Origin of the sequence: Candidatus Pantoea edessiphila (assembly GCF_002933345.1) — a bacterium.
Lineage (GTDB): Bacteria > Pseudomonadota > Gammaproteobacteria > Enterobacterales > Enterobacteriaceae > Pantoea_C.
On record NZ_PDKR01000002.1, the window covers coordinates 109,233 to 132,782 of the forward strand.

At 25.9% G+C, this 23,550-nt stretch carries 21 protein-coding genes; 9 read left to right on the forward strand and 12 right to left on the reverse strand.

The features are described 5' to 3' along the window. Nucleotides 1–23 precede the first annotated feature (23 nt). From zapD to nadC, 3 genes are all read right to left on the reverse strand, one after another. Nucleotides 24–770 (reverse strand): cell division protein ZapD, encoded by a 747-nt coding sequence (gene zapD / locus CRV09_RS02140; RefSeq protein ID WP_136132493.1) that lies wholly within the window; start codon nt 768–770, stop codon nt 24–26. A 4-nt stretch (nt 771–774) separates the two neighbouring features. Further along, nucleotides 775–1,392, reverse strand: coding sequence for a dephospho-CoA kinase (gene coaE, locus CRV09_RS02145; protein ID WP_136132494.1), 618 nt, complete (start codon nt 1,390–1,392; stop codon nt 775–777). 205 nt (nt 1,393–1,597) lie between these two features. After that, a complete protein-coding gene (gene nadC / locus CRV09_RS02150; protein WP_136132495.1) occupies nt 1,598–2,491 on the reverse strand; it encodes a carboxylating nicotinate-nucleotide diphosphorylase in 894 nt (297 codons plus the stop codon). A 1,073-nt stretch (nt 2,492–3,564) separates the two neighbouring features. On the opposite strand from nadC, the gene aceE reads away from it, so the two are divergent. The 4 genes from aceE (at nt 3,565) to hpt (ending at nt 9,902) form a co-directional block, all read left to right on the forward strand. Then, on the forward strand, nt 3,565–6,231 hold the full coding sequence (gene aceE, locus CRV09_RS02155; protein WP_136132528.1) for a pyruvate dehydrogenase (acetyl-transferring), homodimeric type: 2,667 nt from the start codon (nt 3,565–3,567) through the stop codon (nt 6,229–6,231). A gap of 14 nt (nt 6,232–6,245) precedes the next feature. After that, on the forward strand, nt 6,246–7,469 hold the full coding sequence (locus tag CRV09_RS02160; RefSeq protein ID WP_136132496.1) for a 2-oxo acid dehydrogenase subunit E2: 1,224 nt from the start codon (nt 6,246–6,248) through the stop codon (nt 7,467–7,469). Nucleotides 7,470–7,508: 39 nt separating this feature from the next. Further along, nucleotides 7,509–8,936: a dihydrolipoyl dehydrogenase gene (gene lpdA / locus CRV09_RS02165; protein WP_136132497.1), complete on the forward strand. Its 1,428-nt coding sequence runs from the start codon at nt 7,509–7,511 to the stop codon at nt 8,934–8,936. 432 nt (nt 8,937–9,368) lie between these two features. After that, nucleotides 9,369–9,902 (forward strand): hypoxanthine phosphoribosyltransferase, encoded by a 534-nt coding sequence (hpt, locus tag CRV09_RS02170; protein WP_136132498.1) that lies wholly within the window; start codon nt 9,369–9,371, stop codon nt 9,900–9,902. Between the two features lie 38 nt (nt 9,903–9,940). Here the strand turns inward: hpt and panC are convergent, their stop codons facing one another. The 6 genes from panC to hemL form a co-directional block, all read right to left on the reverse strand. Further along, nucleotides 9,941–10,789, reverse strand: coding sequence for a pantoate--beta-alanine ligase (gene panC, locus CRV09_RS02175; protein ID WP_136132499.1), 849 nt, complete (start codon nt 10,787–10,789; stop codon nt 9,941–9,943). A 21-nt stretch (nt 10,790–10,810) separates the two neighbouring features. Further along, nucleotides 10,811–11,605: a 3-methyl-2-oxobutanoate hydroxymethyltransferase gene (gene panB, locus CRV09_RS02180; protein ID WP_136132500.1), complete on the reverse strand. Its 795-nt coding sequence runs from the start codon at nt 11,603–11,605 to the stop codon at nt 10,811–10,813. Nucleotides 11,606–11,686: 81 nt separating this feature from the next. Then, complete coding sequence (gene folK, locus CRV09_RS02185; RefSeq protein ID WP_136132501.1) at nt 11,687–12,172, reverse strand: 2-amino-4-hydroxy-6-hydroxymethyldihydropteridine diphosphokinase; 486 nt, start codon at nt 12,170–12,172, stop codon at nt 11,687–11,689. Nucleotides 12,173–12,257: 85 nt separating this feature from the next. Further along, nucleotides 12,258–13,478: a polynucleotide adenylyltransferase PcnB gene (gene pcnB / locus CRV09_RS02190; RefSeq protein WP_136132502.1), complete on the reverse strand. Its 1,221-nt coding sequence runs from the start codon at nt 13,476–13,478 to the stop codon at nt 12,258–12,260. 424 nt (nt 13,479–13,902) lie between these two features. After that, complete coding sequence (gene dksA, locus CRV09_RS02195) at nt 13,903–14,358, reverse strand: RNA polymerase-binding protein DksA (RefSeq protein WP_136132503.1); 456 nt, start codon at nt 14,356–14,358, stop codon at nt 13,903–13,905. Between the two features lie 620 nt (nt 14,359–14,978). After that, nucleotides 14,979–16,238: a glutamate-1-semialdehyde 2,1-aminomutase gene (gene hemL / locus CRV09_RS02200; protein WP_136132504.1), complete on the reverse strand. Its 1,260-nt coding sequence runs from the start codon at nt 16,236–16,238 to the stop codon at nt 14,979–14,981. 193 nt (nt 16,239–16,431) lie between these two features. Between hemL and erpA the strand changes: the two genes are divergently transcribed. Then, complete coding sequence (erpA, locus tag CRV09_RS02205) at nt 16,432–16,779, forward strand: iron-sulfur cluster insertion protein ErpA (RefSeq protein ID WP_136132505.1); 348 nt, start codon at nt 16,432–16,434, stop codon at nt 16,777–16,779. Nucleotides 16,780–16,866: 87 nt separating this feature from the next. Here erpA and CRV09_RS02210 read toward each other — a convergent pair whose 3' ends face one another. The 3 genes from CRV09_RS02210 to map form a co-directional block, all read right to left on the reverse strand. Next, nucleotides 16,867–17,562 carry a 5'-methylthioadenosine/adenosylhomocysteine nucleosidase gene (locus tag CRV09_RS02210; protein WP_136132506.1) on the reverse strand — a complete coding sequence of 232 codons (696 nt, stop codon included), beginning with the start codon at nt 17,560–17,562 and terminating at the stop codon, nt 16,867–16,869. Nucleotides 17,563–18,063: 501 nt separating this feature from the next. Beyond that, a complete protein-coding gene (gene dapD / locus CRV09_RS02215) occupies nt 18,064–18,882 on the reverse strand; it encodes a 2,3,4,5-tetrahydropyridine-2,6-dicarboxylate N-succinyltransferase (protein ID WP_136132507.1) in 819 nt (272 codons plus the stop codon). Nucleotides 18,883–19,198: 316 nt separating this feature from the next. Further along, a complete protein-coding gene (map, locus tag CRV09_RS02220) occupies nt 19,199–19,990 on the reverse strand; it encodes a type I methionyl aminopeptidase (RefSeq protein WP_136132508.1) in 792 nt (263 codons plus the stop codon). Nucleotides 19,991–20,275: 285 nt separating this feature from the next. On the opposite strand from map, the gene rpsB reads away from it, so the two are divergent. The 4 genes from rpsB (at nt 20,276) to frr (ending at nt 23,522) form a co-directional block, all read left to right on the forward strand. Continuing rightward, complete coding sequence (gene rpsB / locus CRV09_RS02225; protein ID WP_136132509.1) at nt 20,276–20,965, forward strand: 30S ribosomal protein S2; 690 nt, start codon at nt 20,276–20,278, stop codon at nt 20,963–20,965. A gap of 181 nt (nt 20,966–21,146) precedes the next feature. Further along, nucleotides 21,147–21,971, forward strand: coding sequence for a translation elongation factor Ts (tsf, locus tag CRV09_RS02230; protein WP_136132510.1), 825 nt, complete (start codon nt 21,147–21,149; stop codon nt 21,969–21,971). A 165-nt stretch (nt 21,972–22,136) separates the two neighbouring features. Beyond that, nucleotides 22,137–22,862 (forward strand): UMP kinase, encoded by a 726-nt coding sequence (gene pyrH, locus CRV09_RS02235; protein WP_136132511.1) that lies wholly within the window; start codon nt 22,137–22,139, stop codon nt 22,860–22,862. Between the two features lie 99 nt (nt 22,863–22,961). Further along, complete coding sequence (gene frr, locus CRV09_RS02240) at nt 22,962–23,522, forward strand: ribosome recycling factor (RefSeq protein WP_136132512.1); 561 nt, start codon at nt 22,962–22,964, stop codon at nt 23,520–23,522. Nucleotides 23,523–23,550 lie beyond the last annotated feature (28 nt).

Sequence of the window (23,550 nt, forward strand, 5' to 3'; positions counted from 1 at the left end):
TTAATATATTTTATTCAATATGTCTAACAACAAGATATTTTAAAATTAAACTTTAACGGAATTTTTCCATGTTCTTTACTAAGTGGTACAAAGCGGATAGAATAACGACTTTTATGTCCTGAAATTTTTGGATAAATGAAATTATCTTTAATATCAATTTGTAAGCGTAGTAAATCTGCTCCTATAGCATTATCTTGATAAAATCCATTTATGCTAGTTTGTGTACTAAAAGTTCCCGCTTGTCTAATTAAGTTCAAAATTATAGATAAAGTTTTATGAATTGGTGATAAGGTTTCAATCCATGATCTGACTTGGTTATTACGTTTTGCTTGTAAAAAATGTAACCAAATATGTAATCCTGGTAAATCAAAACTACAGCAACCACCTGGAATATTTAATCTTTTACGTACAAGTCCAATTAAATGATCTTCTCTTAATTGTTGGCCTATTTTTGGTGAGTTCATTAATTGATCTGATAGGATTTTTAATTTGTGATTTATTCTATCAATAATTGCTACATCAACACCTGGTGTATTAGACCACATAAGTAACTTTTGTTTTTGACGTTCTAGTTCATGTAGTAATTGAGTTCTTATATCACCACGCTCAAAAATATCTAACAGTTCATCAATAAGCCTAAAGAAAATCAATGCATTTATGGTTTTATCTATAGGAGTAGTTTCATCTATTTGATTGATAAGAAATTCTATTCTTAACCATGTTCTCATTTTCTCATTTAACGGATGTTCAAATAGCACAGATGTACTCATGAGATTATTCCTGTTTCATTTTTGCTAACTTAAGGTAAAATTGGTGTAATTTAGCAACTTGCAAAAACGTATTTTCTAATGTGCCAATGTTATTTATAATATCATCGGCAAAAGTAATCCGTTGCTCTTCTGATGCTTGTATTGAAATTATTTTTTCTATATGTGTTATAGAAACATTGTCACGAGTCCGTACTCTTTCAAATTGAATAGACTTATTTATATTAACTACTAATATACGATCAGCTTGATATTGTAGTTTGTTTTCTATTAATAAAGGAACCACCCATAAAACATAAGGAGACTTTGATATTATTGTTAGATTTTTAGTTTTTTCTTCAATTATTGGATGTAAAATTTTATTTAACCAGTTTCTTTCATTGTCATTTTGAAAAATAATTTCACGTAAACGAGATCGAAAAAGGCAACCTTTTTTAGTTAAGATTGAATTACCATAACGATTAATAATAGTTTTTAAAGTATATGAACCTGGTTGCACTATTTTACGTGCAATTAAATCAGAATCTATAATATTGATATTAAATTTAGCAAAAATACTTGCAATAGTGGTTTTACCACTACCAATTCCACCTGTTAGCGCTACTACATAAGGAGCATTATTCACTTATTAACTCTTTTAAGTAAATTTAAATAATACTTATAAATAAAACATAGCATGAACTAAACAAATAACAATTTTAATATAATAGCAATCAAATATATAATTTCACTAAATTAAAAATTAACGTTTTATCTTATATTAAGCGATTTTTGTTCAAATAATAATTGTTAGAAAATTAGTTTTTAAAGTTTAATTAAGAAATAAGTTGTTATTTTATTTTTATCCTCATTGACATATCGATTGAACATATATTTTTAGTTAAATCACCAACTGAAACATAATCTACACCACTTTTGGCAATATTTTTTATAAAAAAATCATTAATATTGCCAGATACTTCTAAAATTACACGTCCTTTATTAAATTTTACTGCTTGATGTATTTCTTCTAAACCAAAATTGTCTAGCATTACAATATGAGCTCCAGCATTTATAGCCTGAATTAATTCATCTATCGACTCTACTTCTATTTCTATCAGATTATCAGGAAATATTGAAATAGCTTTTTTAATAGCTTTTTTGATTGATCCAATCGCAATAATATGATTTTCTTTAATTAAAAAAGCATCTGATAACCCAATACGATGATTAATGCCTCCACCACATATTACAGCATATTTTAAAGCAGTACGTAATCCTGGTAAAGTTTTGCGTGTATCTAGTAACTTTGTACTACTGTTTTTTAATAAAGAAGCATAATAACTAACTTTAGTTGAAATACCGGATAAAGTTTGTATAAAATTTAAAACAGTACGCTCAGCTGTTAAAAGTATACGTGCTGATCCTTCAATTTCAAATAGCAATTGTCCTGGTGTTATTTTTTGTCCATCTGTTACATGCCAAATTATAGTTATATTTTGATTTAATTGATTAAATATTTCTTTTACCCAACGTTTGCCACAAAAAATTCCTACTTCACGAGTTATAATCCGAGCAAATGCCTTAATATTTGTTGGTAATAAATTAGAAGTAATGTCGTTACTTACATCAATTTGTCCTCCTAAATCTTCTTTTAAAGCTCTAATAACAACTTGTGGTATATCTTTTTTTAGTAATTCAATTAATTCGTAATAACGTCTGTTTAAATCACATATATTAGACATATGTTATTTTATTATTATCCTTAATAAATTTATAAAAATAAAAATTTTTAATTTAATCTAAAAAATATTTTATATTATTATAATAATAATCAATTGATTTATATAAATAATAAATTTGCTTGATCATATATTAATTGCTAATGTAAACATAAAATAAATAATTTCAACAAATTAAAAATTTTATTCATTAAATATTATTGATATAATCATAAAATATATTAAAGCATAAAAATTATTGAAGGTAAAAATTTATAATTTCAAAAAAATAATTATTTAAATATTGTATATTAATTTATAGTAAATAATATAAAGTATAATATTGATTTTACTATTAATAACTGTTATATTATTAAACAAGTAAAAAGATTAATTATTAATAGTAACAGTGAAGTTTTAATTAAAAATATATTTAAAATCATTAAGTAATTATTGTTTTTGTCATTTCTTCGTTTAAATATAATAATTTAAATAAATTAACTGGAATTGATATAAAATTGTTGAGGTTAATAATCTTAATAAGATTTTTATTTATTGATTATTAAATCATAATTCAGATAATGAAAAATATACTATAAAATTAATTACATTATTTTAATAATCATTATTTTCTTGAATAAATTAACGTACAGTTGTCTTTTATTATCAGTTTTCTAAAAACAATAATAATATTATTATGTTATGAAAAAATGATGTTAACTATAGTTTCATACTAATAAAGTATGAAATATTAAATAATTAAAATGTAATCATTAGGTCATTATAAAGTATATATAATAAATTAAAATAATTTTGTGTTAAAACTCAATATTAATATATAATAAAAAATACGTTCAGATTTTTTATTATAAAAATTAAAAAACATTAATAATTATTGTTTTTATTTATGAATAATAGAAATTTTATCATTATAAATGATAAATATTACTCGGAAAAATTTTGTAAAAATAATTTATTATTTAATAACTAATTACAAATATAAGAAAATATGTATAATATAATTTATAATTATAAGTTAATCACTTTTTTGTTTTAAAATAGAATAATGTATGTGTAGGAGAAATAAGGAAGATGCCATGTCAGGTGGTGGTGTATGCAATGACGTGGATCCGATTGAAACTCGTGAATGGTTGCAGGCGATTAAATCGGTTATCCGTGAAGAAGGTATTGAAAGGGCACAATACTTAATTAACCAAATATCAATGTTAGCCCGCAAAAACGGTGTTAAAACTACATCAAGTTCATTAATTAGCGATTATATTAATTCTATATCTGTTGAAGATGAACCAATTTATCCAGGTAATCTTTTGCTAGAACGTCGTATTCGTTCTGTAATTCGTTGGAACGCTATTATATCAGTGTTACGTGCGTCAAATAAGGATTTAGATTTAGGTGGTCATCTTTCGTCTTTCCAATCTTCTGCCACTATTTACGAAGTATGTTTTAATCATTTTTTTCGTGCATCAAATAGTAAAGATGGAGGTGATTTAGTATATTTTCAGGGACATATTTCTCCAGGGATTTATTCCAGAGCATTTCTTGAAGGTCGTTTAACTGAAGAGCAAATGAACAATTTTCGTCAAGAAGTTTACGGTAATGGTTTGTCTTCTTATCCACATCCTAAATTGATGCCAGATTTTTGGCAATTTCCAACAGTTTCCATGGGTCTTGGTCCTTTATCAGCTATTTATCAAGCTAAGTTTTTAAAATATCTAAAACACCGTGGTTTACAAGATACTTCAGCACAAACCGTTTATGCATTCCTTGGTGATGGAGAAATGGATGAACCAGAATCAAAAGGTGCAATTACTATTGCAACTCGTGAAAAATTAGATAATTTAATTTTTATAATTAATTGTAATTTACAGCGTTTAGATGGACCTGTTACTGGAAACGGTAAAATCATTGATGAATTAGAAGGGATTTTTATTGGTGCAGGATGGGAAGTCATCAAAGTAATTTGGGGTAGTTGTTGGGATAAATTATTAAATAAAGATAAAAGTGGTAAATTAATACAATTAATGAATGAAACTGTTGATGGTGATTATCAAACTTTTAAATCACGTGACGGTGCTTATGTTCGTAAATACTTTTTTGGCAAATATCCAGAAACAGCTGCCCTTGTCAAAGATATGTCTGATGAAGAAATATGGGCATTAGATCGTGGGGGTCATGATCCTAAAAAAATTTATGCTGCTTTAAAAAAAGCAAAAAATACTAAAAATAAACCGGTTGTAATTTTAGCTCATACAATTAAAGGTTATGGGCTTGGAAATGTTGCTGAAGGTAAAAATACTGCACATCAAGTAAAATATTTAAATACAGATAATCTTAAGTATATTAGAGATAGATTTAATCTGGAAATAGAAGATGAAAAAATTGCAAAATTGCCTTATATAATTTTTAAAAATAACTCTAAAGAATATAATTATTTACATGAACAAAGAAAAAAATTAGGTGGTTATTTACCAAAACGTAAATCTCAATTTACGGAAAATTTAAAAATCCCTTGTTTAGATGAATTTAATTCATTACTGCAACAACAAAAAAAAGAGATCTCAACTACAATAGCTTTCGTTCGTGCTTTAAATATAATGTTAAGAAATAATTCAATTAAAGATAGGTTAGTCCCTATTCTTGCTGATGAAGCACGTACTTTTGGTATGGAAGGTTTGTTTCGTCAAATTGGCATATATAATCCGAACGGCCAAAAATATATTCCTCAAGATCGATCACAAGTAGCTTATTATAAGGAAGATAGGAAAGGTCAAATTTTACAGGAAGGGATTAACGAACTAGGTGCTGGTTCATCTTGGTTAGCAGCTGCTACATCTTATAGCACAAATAATTTACCAATGATTCCTTTTTATATTTATTATTCAATTTTTGGTTTCCAAAGAATTGGAGACTTAATGTGGTTAGCTGGAGATCAACAAGCAAGAGGGTTTTTAATAGGAGGTACTTCTGGTAGAACTACTCTTAATGGTGAGGGTTTACAACATGAAGATGGGCATAGTCATATTTATTCATTAACTATTCCAAACTGTATATCTTATGATCCTGCATATGCTTATGAAGTAGCTGTAATTATGCATGATGGTCTAGTACGCATGTATGGAAAATCGCAAGAAAATATTTATTATTATATTACAACTCTAAATGAAAATTATTATATGCCTGAAATGCCTAAAGGAGTTGAAAAAGGTATATGTAAGGGTATGTATAAACTAGAAACTTTAGAAGGAGGAAAAACTAAAGTTCAATTATTAGGTTCTGGTTCCATATTAAGACACGTACGTGAAGCTGCCAAGGTATTGTTAAAAAATTATAATATCAGTTCTAATGTGTACAGTGTTACGTCATTTACTGAATTAGCTCGTGATGGTCAAGATTGTGAACGTTGGAATATGTTACATCCAGATAAAGAATTTCGTGTACCTTATATTTCTCAAATAATGAAAAATATACCTACTATTGCTTCAACAGATTATATGAAATTATTTGCTGAACAAGTTCGTAATTATATCCCAACAAGTAACTATAGAGTATTAGGTACAGATGGGTTTGGTCGTTCTGATAGTCGCGAAAATTTGCGACATCACTTTGAAATTGATGTATCTTATATTGTAGTTGCAGCTTTAGCTGAATTAGCTAAATGTGGTAAAATTGATAAAAATGTTGTATCAAATGCGATTATTAAATTTAATATTGATACCAATAAAATAAACCCACGTTTGGCTTAAGAGATAATATAATAATGAATATTAAAGTTAATATACCAGATATTGGGGAAGGGGAATTTGAAGTTACTGAAATTCTAGTTAAAGTTGGTGACAAAGTAAAAATAGAGCAATCACTAATTACTGTAGAAGGAAATAAAACAGCATTAGAAATACCATCTCCACAAAATGGAGTTGTAGAAAATATTAAAATTATTACTGGTGATAAAGTAAAAACTGGTTCGTTAATTATGGTATTGAAAGATGAATCATGTATTAACTTTGATAAAGATATACAAGGATTACTAAATTTAGATCAATCAAATGAAAATTTTGTTCATGCAACTCCAGTTGTTCGTCGTTTAGCAAATAAGTTTGATATTGATTTGACCAAAGTTAAGGGAACTGGTAGAAAAAATAGAATTCTAAAAGAATGTGTTTACGATTATATAAAAGAATCTGTTAAATTTTTTGAGTTATCATCCAGAAATAAGATAAATAACTTCAATGAAGTAAATAAACAATCTTTGCATGAAAACATTAGTAATATTGATAAATATAATGATTTTGAAGAAATTAAGTTAAGTCATATTCAGAAAATTTCTAGTAGTAATTTAACTAAAAATTGGCAAACTATTCCACATGTTACACTTTTTGAAAAAATTGATGTTACTAATTTAGAAGAATTTCGTAATAAACAAAATATAGAAATAAAAAAGACAAACCCAAATGAAAAAATTAGTCTTTTAGCGTTCATAATGAAAGCAGTTAATTATTCAATTAATCAAATGCCAAGGTTTAATAGTTCGTTATCTACAGATTTTAAAAAGGTAATAATTAAAAAAAATATTAATATTGGTGTTGCTGTTGATACCCCGAAAGGGATAGTGGTTCCTGTATTTAAAGGAATTAATCAAAAAAGCATTCTTCAATTATCTACAGAATTGATAGATGTTTCAAAAAAAGCAATTAAAGGTCAATTAACTCCAGAAAATATGCAAGATGGAACATTTACTATTTCTAGCTTAGGAAATATTGGTACAACATTTTTTACACCTATTGTTAATGCGCCAGAAGTTGCTATTCTGGGAATTTCAAAATTTTCCATAGAATCGGTTTGGCATGATAAAGAATTTTCCCCACGTTTGATGTTACCTATTTCGCTTTCTTTTGATCATCGAGTAATTGATGGTGCTGATGGTGCTCGTTTCATAAAATTCATAAGCAATATACTAACAGATATTCGTTTATTAATAATTTAAGAAACTAATAAATTGGTTAAGTATAAGAAAGAGGTTAAAGTGAATATTGATATTAAGACACAAGTTGTTGTATTAGGAGGAGGACCAGCAGGTTATTCAGCTGCTTTTCGCTGTAGTGATTTAGGTTTAGAAACAGTACTAATAGAACGTTATTGTAATCTTGGTGGTGTATGTTTAAATGTAGGTTGTATTCCATCCAAGGCCTTATTACATATAGCTAAAACGATTAAAGAAGCAAAATCTCTAAAACATAAAGGTATTGATTTCAATGATATATCTATCAATCTAGATCAAGTCAGATCTTGGAAATCCAATATCATTGCTAAACTTAATAATGGTTTAGCAAGTATGGCAAAAATTCGTAAAATTAGAATTGTTAATGGATTTGGTAAGTTTGTTAATGCAAAAACTATAGTAGTAGAAAATGAAAATAAAATAATAAAAATCATTTTTGACAATGTTATTCTTGCTGCTGGTTCTAGTCCAATAAAACCTACTTATTTTCCTTATGAAGCAAATGATAATAGAATATGGGATTCAACTGATGCTCTTAAGTTAAAAGAAATACCAAAAAGTTTATTAATTATAGGGGGTGGTATAATAGGTTTAGAAATGGCTACTATTTATGAAGCCTTAGGTTCTGAAATTTCAATAATAGAAATTAATAAACAGATAATACCATCTGCTGATGAAGATGTTGTTAAAATGTTTACTGCTACTATTAGTAATAAATTTAAAATAATGTTAGAAACAAAAGTAACAGAAATCCAATCAAAACATGATGGTGTTTATGTATCTATTAAACAAAAGGATTATCCGGATAAAATTAAACGATATGATGCAGTATTAATTGCTATTGGTCGAGTTCCAAATAGAATAAATTTAGGTCTTGAAAATATAGGGGTTGAACTAGATAATAATTATATTATTGTTGATAAGCAAATGCGTACAAATATTCCTCATATTTATGCAATAGGTGATATGGTTGGACAACCAATGTTAGCTCATAAAGGTATACATGAAGGTCATATTGCTGCAGAAGTTATTTCTGGATTAAAACATTATTTTAATCCAAAAGTTATTCCATGTATTTCTTATACTGAACCAGAAATAGCATGGGTAGGTGTTACAGAAAAAGAAGCAAAAGAAAAAAATATCCAATATAAAACATCTGTTTTTCCTTGGACATGTTCGGGTCGTGCCACAACTTCTTGTTGTGAAAACGGTATTACTAAATTAATTTTTGATAAAAAAACAAACCGCATTATAGGTGGTGCAATAGTTGGAAGTAATGGAGGAGAACTATTAGGAGAAATAAGTTTAGGAATTGAAATGTGTTGTGATGCACAAGATATTGCTTTAACTATACATGCTCATCCTACTTTATATGAATCGATAGGGTTGGCGGCTGAAATTTATGAAGGTACTATTACTGATTTAATTAATACACAAAAAGCCAATAAATGATTTTTACAATAAAATATAATGTTTATTCAAAAGTAACATTAACAAAATTCAATTATATTAAAGATTAAAACTAGATAAGTTTGTATTTTTTATACTTAATAAATAATCTAATTATAAATAAATATTTTCTAATATCTAAATGTAATATATTTCAATTTGCCTGTAATAACTGATTTTAAATTAGCTTTTATATTTATAATTTTGTAATTTACTTTATCTTAAAGGTGTTTATGTTTATTATATTATTATATCATTAATAATTATATGTTATTCTGTTTAAAAATATTAATAAAAGTAACTTATTTAAATAATAAAAATTTATACTAGCAATCATAAAATAATTTTTAATTTAATATACTTAAATTATAAAAATTAGCTTAAATTAAATATTAACCACTCAATAAGTTTTAATTATAATAGTTAGGCTAAAATATGAAACATGTTATTGAAATGATGATTCCAGAACAGGTAATTGCTATGCGTATAATTGAATTAGGCAATGATATTAATAACTATTACCATGGCAGAAATAACAATATAGTAATTATAGGATTACTCCGTGGTTCATTTATGTTTATGGCAGATTTATGTCGTGCAATAAAGGTACCACATATAGTTGATTTCATTACTGCGTCTAGTTATTATGGTAGTATGTCTAGGCAAAATGACGTAAAAATTTTAAAAGATCTAGATGAAGATATTCGTGATAAAGATGTATTACTCGTTGAAGATATTATAGATTCTGGAAATACATTGAAAAGCGTTTGTAAAATTTTACAATCTCGTCAACCGAAATCATTAGTTATTTGTACTTTATTAGATAAATCAAAACAAAGAGAAACAAAAATAAATATTGAATATGTTGGATTTATTATACCTGATGAGTTTGTTGTTGGATTTGGAATTGATTATCAACAAAAATATCGCAATTTACCTTATATTGGAAAAGTTATATTGATTAAATAAAAATAAATTTTAATAATTGATTAATTTAAAGTTAGTTATTATAAAATAACTTTTTGATAGTCTATTAATCTGGTATTGCCTATTTTAGCTGCAATTAGAATAGCCGCATTTCTACTTTGTATTGTTAATTTATCTAGTGTTATCTCATCACATATAGCTAAACCATCTGGTTTTAATCCTTTGTTAAGTAACATTTCTTTTGCTTGTGTAGTAATTTGATTAATATTTAATTTTTTATTAACTAATTGATAAGCAATATAGTTCATTATTTTATTTAAATTAGTTGCTAATTTAAGTTCTTGTGGATTTAGATGAATATTACGAGAACTTAATGCTAAACCGTCTTTATTACGTACAGTTGGAATACCAATAACATCAATACTGAAATTCATATCAATAATCATTTTGCGAATAATTACCAGTTGTTGAAAGTCTTTTTCACCAAAATACGCCATATTTGGCTGAATTAAATTAAATAATTTACTAACTATAGTTGTAACTCCTTGGAAATGAATAGGACAATACATATCTTTAAGAAAAGAAGATAATATAGGTACGTTAACATATGTTTGATTTTTTAATCCATTGGGATATATTTCGGTGGATTTTGGTACAAAAACCAAATCAACATGATGTTTTTTTAATTTTTTATAATCTTCGTTTAAAGTGCGAGGATATGTTAATAAATCATTATTATCACTAAATTGCATGGGATTTATAAATATAGACACAACTAATATATCGCTATTCTTACGCGCTTCGCTAACTAATTTTAAATGTCCATCATGTAAATTTCCCATAGTTGGAACTAATGCAATACTTTTATTTTTTTTATGAAATTCCTTGATTATATACTTTAATTTTGGTAATTTTTTTATGATTAACACAATATTTTTCCTATTGAATTGTTAAAAACAATGCTCAATTGATGGAAAATTACCATTTTTTACTTCAGAAATATATTGACGAATTGCTGCACGTATATCTCCCGTTTCAGAAAGAAAATTTTTAGCAAATTTGGGAATATTACCATCAGTTATACCAAAAATATCATACATTACTAAAATTTGTCCGTCCGTATTATTTCCTGCTCCAATACCTATAACTGGTATTTTTAATGTCTTGGTAATAATTTTAGCTAATTTATTTGGTATACATTCTAAAATTAATAATTGTGCCCCTGCTGATTCAATTGCTTGTGCATTTTCAAATATAATATCTGCATTTTTTTTATCAAAACCTTGTACTTTATATTTACCTAAAATATTTATTGATTGTGGTGTCAAACCTATATGTCCACAAACAGATACAGAACGTTCTGTAAGCATACGAATTGTCTCTATAACCCATATCCTACCACCTTCCAATTTTACCATATTAGCTCCAGCACGCATCAATTTTGCAGCATTTTTGAAAGACTGTTGAGGTGTAGCATAACTCAAAAAAGGAAAATCTGAAATGATCAATGCATGTGGTGCTCCACGACGTACAGAAGAAGTATGATAGGCAATATCATTAATTGTTACTGGGATAGTTGAATTATGACCCTGTAATGTCATTCCAAGAGAATCACCTACTAATAAAACTTCTATACCTTCACTGGAGAATAATTTTGCAAAACTAAAATCATATGCGGTTAAAACAGCAAATTTTTTTCTTTTTATTTTTAAATCATTTAAACAAGAAATAGTAGTTAATTTCATTTTTTTTTAATTAAAAAGTCAAGATTTTATCTTGATGAATATCATCAGAAAATGTAATAAATTACACACATAATTTATAATTTATGCTTTCCACAGCTTAATAATACCAGTATTAAGTTTAGCAATAGCACTATTAATTGAATTTCCATTAGGTAATATAATATTTGGAGCTATTTGAATTAAAGGCAGCAACATAAAAATACGATTTATCATATCATAATGAGGTATAGTTAAATTATTGGTATTAATTATCTCATTACCAAATAAAAGTATATCGATATCTAAAGTGCGTGGTCCCCAACGTTCCTTTTTACGTATACGTCCCTGTTTAAGTTCTATTTTATGAATAAATTCAAGTAATTTAATTACTGAAAGTTCAGTCTCTAATTTTACAACAGTATTAAGGTAATCGGGTTGATTCTTTAAACCATACGGTATGGTACGATAAAATTCAGAAGTTTTAATAAGATTTGTTTTTGGAATTTTATCTAAAGTTGTTAAAGCTGTTTTAATTTGACAGAAAGGATTGTTGAGATTACTTCCTAAGGCAAGATAAGTTATAATCATATATTTTTACCATGTAATTATTTATCCTTGATAATTGAATGTAACAACTATTGACATTAACGATAGTATTTTCTCGTTGCTTTGTTTATAACAATTGTCTTTTATTCCAATTTTTACTAAGTTCTATTAATTCTGGAGTTTTTTCAACTGTAGCACGTAATGTTAGTAAATTATAAGCTACTCCAAATTTTGGGTGTAACATTAATTTTTTAGCGGGTTTGCCATATATACGTGACATATATAGTTGTAATTTCCAAATATCTCTTATCAAAGATGTTATTTTTCTAGGAATAGCTAAGACTTGACATGCTTCTCCTAATGTATTATTTATAGCAATGGAGAACGAATCATAATATGTTAAAGAACTAGAATTGTTTTGAGAAATTATTTCAGCAGTCTTTAATTGAGGATACCAAAACATTGCAGCAAATAGAAATACAGGATTTACACGCATTTGATTTTGTATTCTATCATCTGTATTTTTTAATAATTGAACTAGCATACGTTCTGTTGTGCTATTACCAGTTTTAGTGAAATCACGCGCTAATGTTGGAAATAATAATTGGAATAATTGATATTTACATAGTTTGCAATAAGTAATATAACCATAACCTGTTTGAAAAAGCTTGAGAGATTCTTCAAAAAGTCTTGATGATGGAATATTATGTAGTAATAGTGCCAACCTTGGTATAGGTTCAGCTGTTTCTGGAGCGATACTCATGTTTAATTTTGCAGCAAATCTTGTTACTCTTAACATACGAACTGGATCTTCACGATAACGAGTTTCTGGATCTCCAATCAACCTTATAACACCTTGTTTTAAATCTCTTAAACCTCCTACATAATCTCGTACACTTAAATCAGTCATACTATAATATAAACTATTGATAGTTATATCCCTACGATATGCATCATCTTCAATACTACCAAATATGTTATCACTTAATAACATACCATTTTTTTTATTAAATTGAAAATTACTATATTTTTTATTGTGATCTTCTTCTAAATGATCACCTCTAAAAGTAGCGACTTCAATTATTTCAGAACTAAAAATTATATGAGCCAATATAAATCTACGACCAACTAAACGACAATTTCTGAATAATCTGATCATTTGTTCTGGTGTAGCATTAGTCGTTACATCAAAATCTTTTGGTTTTTGTCCTAACAATAAATCACGAACACCACCACCTACTAGATAAGCTTCATAACCAGCTTTATTAAGTCTGTAGAGAACCTTAAGAGCATTTTTGCTAATATTTTTTCTAGATATCATTTTTCTTATACGAGAAGTCATTATCATGAGTATATTTACACCTTACTGGTACCTCCTTTATTATTAAAATATTATTAAAAATTTAAGACATTAACCATATACTTTTTAAAAACTTTAAAAAACAACAAATTGTTATTGTCTAAACAATAATCAAATTTGTTATAATCAATTTTAATATTTGTAGTAATATCATATTTATGATATTACTACAAATAAAATATAAAGAACTATACTTCAACTTATCGTATAACAATTAAAAATTTTAGTAAATAATATTATATTATGCAAAATCATTATACTAGATTTTATGAAAATATTAGATAATAAAGATATAAAAAATATAGAATATAACCTAGACTAGGTAAATTTAATTTTCTTTACAATGATTTAAAGATATCGCACAATTAGTAACAATACTTCTATTGATTGTGCGATAAATTTTAATAATTTATCAACCAGCAATCTGTTTTTCACGAATTTCTGCTATTGTTTTACAATCAATACATAAATCAGCAGTTGGACGTGCTTCTAAACGACGAATACCTATTTCAATACCGCAAGAATCACAATAACCAAAATTATCATCTTCCACTTTTTTTAATGTTTTTTCTATTTTTTTTATTAATTTACGTTCTCGATCACGAGTACGTAATTCTAAACTAAACTCTTCTTCTTGTGAAGCACGATCTATAGGATCAGGAAAATTAGAAGGTTCATCCTGAATATGAATTAAAGTACGATTAATCTCATGTTGTAATTGGCTACGCCATGCTTTTAAAATCTTACGAAAATGATTTAATTGATTGGAATTCATATATTTTTCGTTTGGTTTTTCCTGATAAGCTTTAACTCCAGCTATAGCAAGAATACTTAAAGATGAAATCTTACGTTTTTTTCCTTCTTGCATATTGTTTCTCCCACATAATAATCTTAAAGTTTAATAATTTTTATACCATTAGATAATGGATATAGTTCATAAATATTTTGTATTCTAATTTTTATAAAAGATAAAAAATTATATTAATTTATATGTATAAGTAGTTAATGTTTGTTAATAAGTTAATCTAATTTAAAAAAATATATTAGAAAATATGCAATTATTGATTAATTAAAATTATATAAAACACAACTAATTTAAATTTATGTATTTGTTAAATAATGTAAATTACTAAAAAGTTATAAATACAAAATACTATATCTCAATCACTAATATATATCCTTATATTATAATACCTTAAGTTATATTAGAGTATAGATCTACTATACATAATAGTATGATGATAACATGCATTTCCTTTAGGATATTATATATAATATCCTAAATTTTTGATTTTAGAATGTCTATAGTTTAAAGTATTAAATAAAAATTTTTTATTTAAAAATATATTTAGTTTATTAATGATTTTTTAGTCAAATAAACTTCAATTTAATGTATAGTTATTATATTTATTTTATATTAAAAATAACAAATATAATGAAATTAAAAATTAATTTTATTTATTATATATTTAAATCATTAATATAAAATTATAGTTCAGAAAAACAAACATTAGCAGCATCTATAGTTTTATTAATATCTTTTACATTATGTGCTAATGATACAAAATTTGTTTCAAAAGGAGATGGTGCAAAGTACACTCCTTGTTTCATCATTAAATGAAAAAATTTCTTAAATATATCAGTATTGCATTTTATAACATCAGAATAATAAATTACATTATCTTTTTCAGTAAAGAAAAAACCAAACATACCACAAATACTATTTATTACTAGAGGAATATTATTTTTTTTTGCTACTGTACGCAAACCTACAGTTAAATTATCAGTTAAATCTTTTAGTGTTTTATATGAATATATTTCTGTAATTTGTTTTAAACAATTATACCCAGCGGCCATTACCACCGGATTTCCAGAACATGTTCCAGCTTGATAAACTTCTCCAGTGGGAGATAAATTGCTCATGATTTTTTTGCTCCCTCCAAAGGCGCCAATAGGCATTCCAGCACCTATTATTTTTCCTAAACAAGTAATATCTGCTTTTATATTATATAATTCTTGAGCTCCTCCTAATGCAACTCTGAAACCAGTCATTACTTCGTCCATAATAAGTAATGAATTAAATTCGTCACATAAATTACGTAATCCTTGCAAAAAATTAAATTTTGGTAAAACACAACTCATATTTCCAGCTATTGGTTCTACAATAATTGCAGCTATATCTTTAGGATACCTAATAAACTGTTTACGTACTGAATGCAAATCATTATATTCACAAATTAGCGTATGTTTTATAAAATCATAAGGTATTCCTGTTGGATTTTGATCTTCATTGTTAGCTAATAATTGATCTACATGACCATGATAACAACCTCTAAATTTGATAATTTTTTTACGTTTAGTAAATCCACGAGCTAAACGAACAGCACTCATTGTAGCTTCAGTACCAGAATTTACCATACGTACCATTTCTATACTTTGCACTAATTTGCAAATTAACTGAGCCATAAGCAATTCTATTTTCGTAGGTATTCCAAAATTTAAACCATTTTTTATGGTTTTAATAACTGATTCACTAATAACAGTATTATTATGACCTAGGATCATTGATCCCCATGCACCAACATAATCTATGTAATGTCTATTATCTATATCGTATAGATAAGCTCCTTGAGCTCTTTGAATAAAAAAAGGGCTACCACCTACTTTATTGAAAGATCTTACTGGAGAATTTACTCCTCCTGGCATAAAATTTTTTGCAATTAAAAATAGTTTATTAGAATTATTCATTTTGATCACTATAAAATTATTCAAAACAACATTATTTGTCACGCATTATAATTGTAGTAAAAAATATCAAATAGAAGAATTAAAAATGATTTATCATTTTATTTAAGTATGTAATTAATCCATTTATGTTATTATGTTAATAAACACTTAAAATAATATGTATTGCCTTTAATATTTCAATTGGAATTAAAATATGAATATAGATTTATCAGCAACACCTTTGAATTTTACTAGTGCTGCGGCAAGTAAAGTAAAATATCTAATCAGTGATAAAAAAAATAAATCATTAAGACTACGCATATATATAACCGGTGGAGGTTGTAGTGGTTTTCAATATGGTTTTGTTTTGGATGATAAAGTTAATGAACAGGATATAATAATCAGAAAAAAAGGTATAAATTTAATTGTTGACCCTATAAGTCTTCAATATTTATCAGGAAGTTCAATAGATTATAAAGAAAGTTTAGAAGGTTCTCGTTTTGTGGTAATAAATCCCAATGCTAAAATAACTTGTAGTTGTGGTTTATCTTTTGGTGTTTAATTTTTAATTAATAACATTTAATTAAAACCAAATGATGATTTTTTACTATTTTTATACTTATTAAATAATATGTCTAACAATAATTATTTATAAAGAAACATTTGTTAAAAATTTATTAACAACTTTACAACATTTTTTAGAACTATTAATTAAATGTTCTCTAAAATTAAGATAAGATTTATTATCTACAGTATCAGAAATAGAACGTATTGCTATAAAAGGTATTTGAAATACATAACAAACGTGAGCAATAGATGTTGCTTCCATTTCAACAGCGACTGCTTTAGGAAAATATTTGCAAATTTTCATCAACGAATGAATATTATTAACAAAAGCATCACCACTAACTATAAGACCTATTTTGGATTTCAATTTTAATTGATTAGCACATATTTTTGCATGGATTACAAGACTTTTATTAGCTGTAAATTCAGCAGGAAAACCACTTATTTGTCCCATCATATAACCAAAAGCAGTCATATCAACATCATGGTAACAAACTGATTTAGATATTACTATATCTCCTATTTTTAAATTTGATGAAAGACTACCAGCTGTACCTATATTAATTATTAAATCTGGGTTATATAAATTTATTAATAATGTAGTAGTTAATGTAACTATAGTTTTACCAATTCCTGATTCTAGCAAAAATATTTTATTTTTTTTTGTATTTCCTATATAAATTTTATAACCTTTAATAGAAAGCAATTTATATTCATCAATACTATCCCGTATGTACTGAATTTCTTCTTCCATTGCTCCTATAATAGCTATTTTCATAAAAAATCTCTTTTTTAATATAATATTAAATATGCGTATGTTGATCGTTATTGTAGTATAAAAAAAGTTAATCTTATAACATATGATTAAATAATCAATTCTTGTAATTTTATTACTGTCTTTACAGATCTGATTTTGGAAGGATAATATCATTATGTAATAAACTATCTCTAGTAGTTATAATAAAATTTAATCATTTTAGCATTATATTGAATTCAATTGAAGATAAAATATTAATTTTAAAAATGAATTTATTAGCAACTAAGGTCGCATATATCTAATTAGGGAAAATTGATAATCGTTTCTAGTTTTTATATAAGATATAGATGATAATAAATACTTAATTTAATACCAGATAATCATTTTTATCATCTGGTATAAAAATGAATTTTTATAAAAAAACTATGGGAAATTCCCAATATTCACTTTAAATTAAGTAATAATATAGATTTAAAATTAATTATTAAATAAGTTCTAACAGTGACACATTATTAATTTATTTTATTGATTACGCAATATTTTATTAAGACTTATTTTGTCAAGAGTTTTATAGTCTACTTTTTTTACGATTATAGCAGAATATAAACTATATTTATTATCTTTAGATGGTAAGTTACCAGAAACAACTACAGAACCAGCAGGTACACGACCATAACTTATTTCTCCAGAATTGCGATTATAAATTTTGGTACTTTGACCTATATAAACACCCATGGATATTACTGATCCTTCCTCAATAATTACTCCTTCAGCAATTTCAGATCTAGCTCCTATGAAACAATGATCTTCAATTATGGTTGGATTGGTTTGTAGTGGTTCTAAAACACCACCAATTCCAACTCCACCTGAAATATGTACATTTTTACCTATTTGAGCACATGAACCAATAGTAGCCCATGTATCAATCATGGTACTTTCATCAATAAAAGCACCTATATTTATAAAAGAAGGCATGATTATGCTATCATATCCTATATGGGAACCTTTACGAACAGAAGCTGGAGGTACAATTCTTATGCCTTGTTTTTTAAAATCAGATTCGTTCCAACCGAAAAATTTCATATTAATTTTATCAAAATAATTAGTTTCAGCACCATATATTATATTATTTTCAGTAATATAAAAAAAAAGCAATATTGCTTTTTTTATCCATTGATTAGTAATCCAACAGCCGTTTTTCTTTTCAGCTACGCGTAATTTTCCTTGGTCTAATAAATTTATTGTGTGATTTACAGCATCTTTTATTTCTTTATTAACACTTTGTTTAATATCGTTTTTTTTTTCAAAAAAGTCTTCTATAATATTTTTTAAGTATTGCATATTTTTTCCAAAATATATTCTAATTGTTAGTTGAATAATTTTATATCAAATTATAGATTTAATAGATTATAATTATTCAGATACTTTTATAAATAATTTTTGTATAACTGTCTTTATTAAAATAATATAATAAATTTTATCATGATCATATCTATAATATAAAATTATGAAACTTGTATTTAGACTGTATTGTAATAATTATATATAATTAAAAGTAAAAATTATTATTTTTTAAAATTTATTGTTTAAATTAATCAAGAATTAAACGTTTTTCTTAATCAAAGATAACACTAGTCTTAATAGAAAATAATCAATATTATGTATTAATTAATAATACTGGAATTGTATCATCTTCTCTCAATGTTAAAATTTCACATCCCTTGTTAGTCACTAAAACTGTATGTTCGTATTGTGCTGAAAGGCTATGATCTTTGGTTTTTACAGTCCAGCCATCTTTCATAGTGTAAACATCATGATTACCAATATTTACCATTGGCTCAACAGTGAAAATCATGCCTTCTTGTAAAATCAGTTTATTATTTTTTGTTTTATAATGTAAAATTTGTGGTTCTTCATGAAAATTATTTCCTATACCATGTCCACAATATTCACGTACAATGGAAAAACCATTTGATTCTACATATTTTTGGATAACACAACCAATTTTATTAATACTAATGCCTGGTTTTATAACTTTTAGTGATAAATATAGGCTTTCTTGTGTAATTTTACATAAATTTTGACCTTGAATAGTTGGTTTTCCAACTATAAACATCTTAGATGTATCGCCATAATACGAATTATTAATAACTGTTACATCAATATTAATAATATCTCCATTTTTTAATAATTGATTATCATTAGGAATACCGTGACATACAACTTCATTTACAGAAATACATACTGATTTTGGAAATCCTTGGTAGCCGAGACAACCAGGAATAACTCCTTGTTTATTGATCATATATTCATGACATATTTTATCTAACTCTCCTGTTGTTACGCCTGGTTTAACATATCTTTCTATCATTTCTAGTACTTCAGCAGCTAAATGACAAGCAATGCGTATTTTTTCTATTTCTTCATTAGTTTTTATTATAAAAGACATTGTATTAATCCAAATTTATCAAATTTTGTCTAACATTAATAATTTTTTTATGTTAACATTCATTTATTAAATAAACATCATTAAAGACAGTACATTTAATTTGTTTTATAAATTGCTAGTTATTTATTATCATATATATTTAACTATATGCTGTAGAATTTATTTTAAATTATCGTTTAAAAAAATCAGCTTATACTTATAATAAGCTAAATTAGCTTTATACTAAGATATAGTAGAAAGGTCTATCTATAATAAATTCAGACTATAAAAAATCCAGAGGTATTAATGGCAATTATTTCCATGCGTAATATGATTAAGGCTGGTGTTCATTTTGGTCATCAAACTCGTTATTGGAATCCTAAAATGAGACCTTTTATATACGGTTCTCGTAATAAAATTCACATTATTGATCTTGAAAAAACTATACCAATGTTTAACAACGCAATTGTTGAATTAAGTAAAGTATCTTCTCGCAAAGGAAAAATTTTATTTGTTGGTACTAAACGTGCTGCCAGTGAATCAATAAAAAAATCTGCATTAAAATGTGAACAATTTTTTGTTAACAATCACTGGCTAGGAGGAATGCTAACTAATTGGAAAACTGTTCGGCAATCTATTAAGCGATTAAAAGAACTTGAAATACAGTCTAAAGATGGTACTCTCAATAAGCTTACTAAAAAAGAAGCTTTGTTACGTATACGTAAATTAGCTAAATTAGAAAATAGCTTAGGTGGTATTAAAGATATGGGTGGTTTACCTGATGCTTTATTTGTTATTGATGCTAATAAGGAAAATATTGCAATTAGAGAAGCAAACAATATGGGTATTCCTGTATTTGCTATAGTTGATACAAATTCTAATCCAGATGGTATCGATTTTGTTATTCCTGGTAATGATGATGCAATGCGTGCGGTCAACCTGTATTTAAATATAGTGGTAACTGCTATACATGAAAGTTATTCTCAAGGATCTTGACTCTAAAATTAAATAAAATAATTTCACTAAATAATTGATGATTTTTAGGTTTGATATTTTATTTTTCGCTATTTTATTAAGTTTATAGCTATTATCTTGGATTGTTTATATAATTTTATTTGAATATATTATATCCTTTAACAAGATATAAATTCATAAAAACATCAACTGAGGGTACAAAATGGCTGACATTAATGCTGCATTAATAAAAAAACTTCGAGAATATACTGGTGCAGGAATAATGGAGTGCAAGAAAATATTAATTGAAGTAAATGGTGATATTGATTTAGCTATAGAAAATATACGCAAGTCTAGTTCTATTAAGGCACTGAAAAAAATAAATAATGTTGCAGTTAATGGTGTAATTAGAGCTAAAATTTTAGGTAATTATGGAATAATTTTAGAATTAAATTGTGAAACAGACTTTGTCACAAAAAACAGTGATTTTCTGAATTTTGCTGACAAATTAATAGATGCAGTTAGTATAAATCCTAAAATTGATATTATTCAACTAAACAAACAATTTGCAGAAGAAAGATCTGAACTAATCGCTAAGATTGGTGAAAATATTTTAATAAAACGTATAAATATACTAAAAGGGAATGAGTTAGGCTTATATTTACATAGAGATCGTATTGGTGTATTAGTTTCTGGCTTAAATATTAATAAAACATTAATTAAGAATATTGCAATGCACATTGCAGCAAGTCAACCAATTTTTATTACACCAGAAGATATACCTAGTAATATTCTTGAAAAAGAATATAAAATCCAAATGGAAATTGCAAAAAAATCAAACTCTTCTAAAAATTTTACAGAAAAAATAGTAGAGGGAAGAATGAAAAAGTTTGTAAATGAAATTTCTTTAACTGGTCAAATGTTCATTATGGATTTAAATAAAACTGTTGGTCATATTCTAAAAGAATCAAAGGCTGAAATAATCAATTTTATACGTTTTGAATTAGGTGAAAAAATAGGAATTTTGAAAAAAAATAAATCATGTTAATCTTTTAAAAACCGCTTTAAAGTATAGCGGTTTTTTTTTAATATATACAACAATAATAAAGATTATTATCTTATTATATCTTAGTGATATTTAGTCATAATAAATAAGCAATATATCATATTTTATATTTCCTTTATCTCTAATTTGCCTCAGGAATAATTGACCATGATAAAAAACATAGGTACTGTTTATCGACGTATTTTGTTAAAGATAAGTGGCGAAGCACTACAAGGAAAGGAAAGTTTTGGTATTGATGTAAATTTTCTTAATTATTTAGCACAAGATATCAAAGAATTGGTTGAACTAGGTGTGCAAGTTGCAGTTGTTATTGGAGGAGGTAATGTATTTAGAGGTGCAACTCTTGCAGAGTTAGGAATAAATCGAGTAACAGCTGATTACATGGGAATGTTAGCAACTATAATAAATGGTCTAGCACTTCGTGATTCACTAAATCGTGTTTATCTAAATGTTTGTTTAATGTCAGCAATTCCTTTAAATAATTTATGTGAAAATTATAATTGGTCAAAAGCTATTACTCTTTTACGTAAGAACTATGTAGTTATATTTTCTGCTGGTACTGGTAATCCTTTTTTTACTACCGATTCTGCAGCGTGTCTACGTGGAATTGAAATAGAAGCCGATGTAGTATTAAAAGCTACTAAAGTCAATGGTGTATATTCTTCTGATCCAAATTATAATCTAGATGCAATTTTATATGATCAATTAACATATTCCGAAGTAATAGAGAAGGAATTAAAAATTATGGATCTTACTGCATTTACATTAGCACGTTCTCATAATCTGCCAATCCATGTTTTTAATATAAATAAATTTGGTGCATTGAAATGCATAATAATAGGAAAGAAAGAGGGAACTTTAATAAAAAATTAATACGCATACGAAATATGAAATATATAATTAAATTAACTAGATTAAATAATCCATTTTAATTTAATAGTATAATAATATAAAAAATAAGGATTATGTAAAGTGATTAATGATATAAAAAAAGATACTGAAATACGTATGAGTAAGTGTATTGAACTATTAAAAAAAATAATAAGTAAAATTCGTACTGGACGTGCTTCAACTACCTTGTTAGATAATATCTCTATAAAATATTATGGCCATTTAACTCCTATTTATAAATTAGCTAATATAACTTTAGAAAATTCAAGTACATTGAAAATAAATGTATTTGATTCTTCTATTATTGCTGTAATTGAAAATACAATCAGATCATCTAATTTAGGTTTAAACCCTAGCTCTTCAGAAGGTAATAATATTTATATTCCAATACCCCCATTAACTGAAGAGCGTAGAAAAGAACTAATTAAAATAATAAAAAACTCAGCAGAACAAAGTCGTATTTCAATACGTAATATTAGACGAGATAATAATGAAAAAATAAAGATAATGTTAAGAGAAAAGAAAATTAGTGAAGATCAAGAATATAATATACAAGATGAAATTCAAAAAATAACTCAAAAATATGTTAATAATATTGATAATTTTATTTTAGAAAAAGAGATAGAAATAATGAAATTTTAAATTATAAGTATAAAAACAAATTGTTATT